Source organism: Xanthomonas populi (assembly GCF_002940065.1).
GTDB classification, from domain to species: Bacteria; Pseudomonadota; Gammaproteobacteria; order Xanthomonadales; family Xanthomonadaceae; genus Xanthomonas; species Xanthomonas populi.
In genome coordinates, this window is sequence record NZ_MDEJ01000066.1 from 18,282 (window position 1) to 23,019 (window position 4,738).

At 63.7% G+C, this 4,738-nt stretch carries 2 protein-coding genes, 1 other RNA gene and 4 pseudogenes; 2 read left to right on the forward strand and 5 right to left on the reverse strand.

Annotation, left to right across the window (positions count from 1 at the left end; genetic code table 11):
* Positions 1 to 1,744 (reverse strand): annotated as a pseudogene (locus XpopCFBP1817_RS12045) (DUF885 domain-containing protein); the annotation flags it as partial.
* 116 nt (positions 1,745 to 1,860) lie between these two features.
* Between XpopCFBP1817_RS12045 and XpopCFBP1817_RS21875 the strand changes: the two are divergent.
* Positions 1,861 to 2,217 (forward strand): GFA family protein, encoded by a 357-nt coding sequence (locus tag XpopCFBP1817_RS21875; protein ID WP_128417314.1) that lies wholly within the window; start codon positions 1,861 to 1,863, stop codon positions 2,215 to 2,217.
* Positions 2,214 to 3,055 (forward strand): annotated as a pseudogene (locus tag XpopCFBP1817_RS12055) (DUF4349 domain-containing protein). The gene XpopCFBP1817_RS21875 and the pseudogene XpopCFBP1817_RS12055 overlap by 4 nt, the downstream one beginning before the upstream one ends.
* A gap of 231 nt (positions 3,056 to 3,286) precedes the next feature.
* Here XpopCFBP1817_RS12055 and XpopCFBP1817_RS12060 read toward each other — a convergent pair.
* The 4 genes and pseudogenes from XpopCFBP1817_RS12060 to XpopCFBP1817_RS12075 form a co-directional block, all read right to left on the reverse strand.
* Positions 3,287 to 3,580 carry a hypothetical protein gene (locus XpopCFBP1817_RS12060; protein ID WP_023903350.1) on the reverse strand — a complete coding sequence of 98 codons (294 nt, stop codon included), beginning with the start codon at positions 3,578 to 3,580 and terminating at the stop codon, positions 3,287 to 3,289.
* A gap of 350 nt (positions 3,581 to 3,930) precedes the next feature.
* Positions 3,931 to 4,179: pseudogene (locus XpopCFBP1817_RS12065) on the reverse strand (LysR substrate-binding domain-containing protein); the annotation flags it as partial.
* A gap of 9 nt (positions 4,180 to 4,188) precedes the next feature.
* Positions 4,189 to 4,265, reverse strand: a non-coding RNA gene (locus XpopCFBP1817_RS12070) — sX9 sRNA.
* Between the two features lie 101 nt (positions 4,266 to 4,366).
* Positions 4,367 to 4,627 (reverse strand): annotated as a pseudogene (locus XpopCFBP1817_RS12075) (LysR substrate-binding domain-containing protein); the annotation flags it as partial.
* Between the last annotated feature and the right edge of the window lie 111 nt (positions 4,628 to 4,738).

A 4,738-nucleotide genomic window follows, 5' to 3' on the forward strand; every position in this document is an offset into this window, starting at 1 on the left:
ACAGCATCTGGTCGTGATACGCCTTCAGGTTGAACTTCTCGCCCAGCTTGGCCTGCACCGCCTTGCGCGTATCCAGATGTTCCTGCACGCCGACGAAGTAGGTCGGCAGCTGCGCGGACGACAGCTGCGCACGCACCCACTTGCCCGAGGCTTCGCTTTCTTGCTGGAAGGTGTCGTGGGTCATCAGGTGCATCGCCTTGTTGCGCTCCCAGCCGTCCACATGAACGCTCTGGTCGAGGATGGCGTTGGCAATGGTGCGCAGGTAGAACTTGAGCTGCACCAGGTGGAATAACTGGTCGTTATCCAGATACCCCTGCTCCTGCATCATGCGTTCGGTGTAGACCGCCCAACCTTCGGCAAACATGCCCGAGCGCAGCACCGCGCGCAGCGTGGAGGGGAACTTCGCCGAATTCCAGCCTTCCAGGTAATGGCCCGGCGTGCCCTCGTGGATGCTGAGCAGATGGATCATGCGGCTGTTGTATTCGCGCAGGAACGAATCGACTTGCTGGTCGTTCCAATCATCCGGAATCGGCGACACCGCGTAGAAGGTCTTGAGATGCTTGTCGAGCGGGCCGGGCGAATCGCAGTAGGCCACCGCCACGCCGCGCTGGAATTCCGGCATCAGGATGATGTCCACCGGCGAATCGGGCAGGGTCATCAGATCTTTCTGGCGCACGAACTCGGTGGACTGCGCCAGTGCGGCCTTGGCAGCGTCCACCACCTTGTCGCGGGCCGGCTTGTCGGCATAGGCCAGTTCCAGCGCCGCTTCGATCGCCGCCTGCTGCTGATCGTCGCTGGGGGCCTCGGGCAGTTTCGGTGCGCCGGGCTTGTCCTTGAGCACCGTGCGCGCGATGCCGTACATCTCGCTGCGTACGCGCTTGAGTTCAGAGTCGGCACGTTGTTTGATGTCGGCGCGCGATAGCGACGACAGCAGCGCGAATTTCAGCTTCTGGTCGTAGATCTGCGCGCCGGCGCGGAAATCGCCCTTCGCATTGGGCACCAGCACGGTGTCCAGCCAGGTCTGCTGCTCGGCAACGGCCTTGCGCAGCTTGTCGATGGCCGCCTGCGCGCGCGCCGCATCGATCGGGCCAAGCTGGCCGATATTGGGCGCGATGAAGGTATCGACGATACTGAGGATGCCCTTGTTCTGTTTGGCCACGGTTTCGGCGTGGATCTTCGGCACGCGGGCCGGGTCTAGGTTCTCGCGCGCCTGCGCAAAGATGCCGGGAATCTTCTCCATGCGCTGGGTGGCCGAGGTCAGGCGCTCGGGCAGCGGTGCGAACTCGCGCGCCATCAGGCCGTACAGTGCGCTACCGGCCAGGCCGTTGTAGACCTGCGGGTCCCAGGCCCAGCTCTGCAGCACCTAGGTGTTCCAGATTTCGGATTGGAGCTGGTTGCGCACGATCGCGGCATCGACCTGGTTCTCACGCGACAGCTTGGCCACCTCGATGGCATCCAGGTCCGCCAGCAGTTGCTTGCCCGCATCCAGGCTGCGCTGGCGGCCGGCGGTGCTCAGATCGTCGATCTGCGCGTCGAAGCGGTGATCGCCGGTCTGGGTGGCGGTGACCGGCGACAGTTGCATCCAGGTGTCGAGCGCGCGCTTGGACAGCGCCGCAAAGCGCGCATCCGGCGTCTTCGCAGCCTGGGCGGCGGCGTTGGTGCTACCGGCACGCGGTGATTCGGGTTGCTGCTGGCAAGCGCTGAGGCCAGCGAGCAGGGCGAGGACAAGCAGACGTTGACGCATCGTGGATCCTGATGGAAACAAGCCGCCAGCATAGGCATCTGCGCGCTTGTCCGCATCCGCCATTGGTTTAGCGTGGCCCCTTCCAAGCAGGATCACCATTTTCAAGCAGGATCACCATGCACTACGCCGGTGGTTGTCATTGCGGACCCATCGCGTTCGATCTGGAAACCGACGCGCCGATCACCGCGGCGCACGACTGCACGTGCGCGTTGCGCCAGCGCGACGGCGGCTTGCCGTGGTTCTGTAGGCGCACGCAATTGCGCCTGCACGGGGAGTCCGCCGCGCTGGGACTCTACCGTTTCAATCAGCAGCACATCGATCATCAGCATCGCCCGCAGTGCGGCATTTCGCCATTCAGCGGGTGCGTGAATCCCAAGACCGGCGAGGCCGGCGTGTCTGTCAATGTGCGCTGTCTGCCGCAGCTGGATTTGGCAGCGCTGCGCGTTCACGCGCTTGATGGAGCCAGCCGATGAGGCGCGGCGTGCAGCGTTACGCGGTCGGGCTGCTGCTGGGCTGGGCGTTGAGTGGATGTGCGCGGCCGTCGGCGGAAATGGCGGCAGACGGCTGCGCGCCAGCGCCGCCCGCCGCCCGCCGCCCGCCCGCCCGCCCGCCCGCCGCGCAGGGCAACGCAGGGCAACGCATTAGCGGATGAGCACTATGTGCGCATCAATCTGCCGGCCGATCAGATCGACCAACGCATCGTGGCGGTGCGCAATGCCTGCCAGGCGGCCCAGTTCGGCGACTGCGCGCTGCTGGCGGTCGAACAAACGGGCGGGCGCGACCCCAGCGGCAGTGTCAGCGTGCGGGTGGCGCCAGATGGCATCGAGCCGATGGTGCAACTTGCCGGCCAGCACGGCGATGTCGCCGCGCGCAGCACGCGTGCCGAAGACCTGGCGCAGTAGATCGCCGACACCGGCATGGCGCGGGCGCGTCTGCAGAAAGAACACGCACGCTTGCTCGAATTGCAGCAACGTCGCGATCTGGCGGTGACCGATCTGCTGGCACTGTCCAAACGCCTTGCCCACATCCAAGCCGAAGCGCAACAGAACCAGCAAAACGCTGCACAGCAACAACGCTGTGTACGCACGCAGTTGCTGACGCTCAACGTCCGCAGCATCGGCAGCGAGCAGGGCGGGGGCGAGATTGCAGAAGCGGGCGCCGAGTTCGGCCAGGTGTTCGCGTCCAGCGTCGCCTTCGTGATTCGCGCGGTTGCGGCATTGCCACCCGGTGGCGGTGGTTGCGCTGATTGCCGGTTGGTTGCTGCTGCAGGCATGGTGCTGGCGTGCGCGGCGGTGCAGCATTTCTCGCTGAAGTTGAGAAGCTGTTGCGCTCATCACAGCATTCTCGGTGAAGTCGCCAAGCTGGTCGGCGATGCTGCTCCAGCTTGCATGTGCTCGGCTTTATTTAGAAAACGAGAGTGCGTGGGCGCGCCGCCTGCCCAATGCAGGCGGCGCGCTGAAATCGCAGCGAATGCTGTGATGCAACAACGCTGAGTGACGACCGCGCGTATTCAATCGCCGCGCAGTCGTAATCACTGTGTACTCAGCCTTCGTCCACTTCGTATTCGACAAACACATCCAGCTGCAGCGCCAGTTCCTGCACCGCGTCGCGGACCTTCTGAGCGGTGGCTTCGTTGCCCGCTTCCACTTCGAACTCGTGGCTGCCCGGACCTTCGTCGTCGGACAGACCGGCCGAGCTGGAATCGTCGTCGTCCAGATGCGGCATCAGGTCGTCGACTTCTTCCACGTGCTCGATGCCCTCGATGCTTTGCAGCAGGTTAGCGATGGCACGCGCGTCGTCGTCGGTGCCGGTGATACGCATGCGAAGCGTTGGCATGGGCGCAGTCCTGGGTGTTGGGGAGGTAAAGTCTAGGCATCGAAAGGAAAAAACGAGGTGATGGTGCGCGCCAGATGATCCATCGACTGTTCTTATCCATCGAGCACGTTCCCGCCCGAGATGAAGCCCCTCTCCTGCGGGAGAGGGGGTGGGGTGAGGGTACGAGGCGAAGCCACACTTGCACTCAAACTCCACCAGGCTTCGCTCGTACCCTCATCCGCCCCTTTGGGGCACCTTCTCTCGGAGTGAGAAGGAACAGCCGCTTCGTTCGCCTCTTGGGGGGCGTCTTCTCCCCGAGGAAGAAGGAGTCTTTGGCGGATGCATGCAAATCCGGAGAGTCCTTCGCAACCTCATTGCGACGTCGATGCTTTGCGCGATCGTCGACTTACACGCGGCTCACTCAAGGTCTCGCTTTCCGGCAACACAACCAACTCGGCCGGCAGCGCCGGCATCGGCGTGCGTTCGTCCAGTGTTTCGCGTTTTAGCCAGTCGATAAAGGCGGTTGCCGCAGGGCTTGGGACGCGGTGGCTGGGATGCACGATGTAGTAGGCGTAGCGTGCCTTGAGGGTGGGGCCGGGCAGGCGCACCAGTTCGTAACGCTTTAGAGCGGCTAACAAAACGTAACGAGCGGTCGTTAGGTGGCTGCGGGCGGCGCGCTCAGAACCGGAGTGTACGAGTGGTACATGCCGATTCCGAGCACCGCCCGCGCCCGCCCGGCGGCCGCGCAGTAGTTTTGTTAGCCGCTCTTAGATACAGTTGCGCGATGTGCTTGCGTGCCAGCACCTAGCCCAGGCCATAGACAGCAGTGCGCATTGCGTCGGTGCTGTCGTTGACGGTGTGTATCGGCGGCAGCGTGGTGCCGGGTACCTGCGCGGCGCGGAACCAGTCGCGCCAGCCCTGTGGCGACATGTCGCTCAGCAGCGGCAATTGCGCAATCTGCGCCGGCGTGCCCAGTGCGGCGACTTCCTGCAAGGAGGGCGAGGCCACCTGAAACAACTCATCGTCCATCAGATGATGCGAGGTCAATCCTGGCCCTGCGCCCTGGCCCTAGGGAAGTTCTGAACAACTCGCAAGACCAAAAAATATCAGTATCCAGAGCGCCAGTAACGCGCAAATTGGGTATGTAAGACGAGATTTTGCGCGTATCTGGCGGCGTCA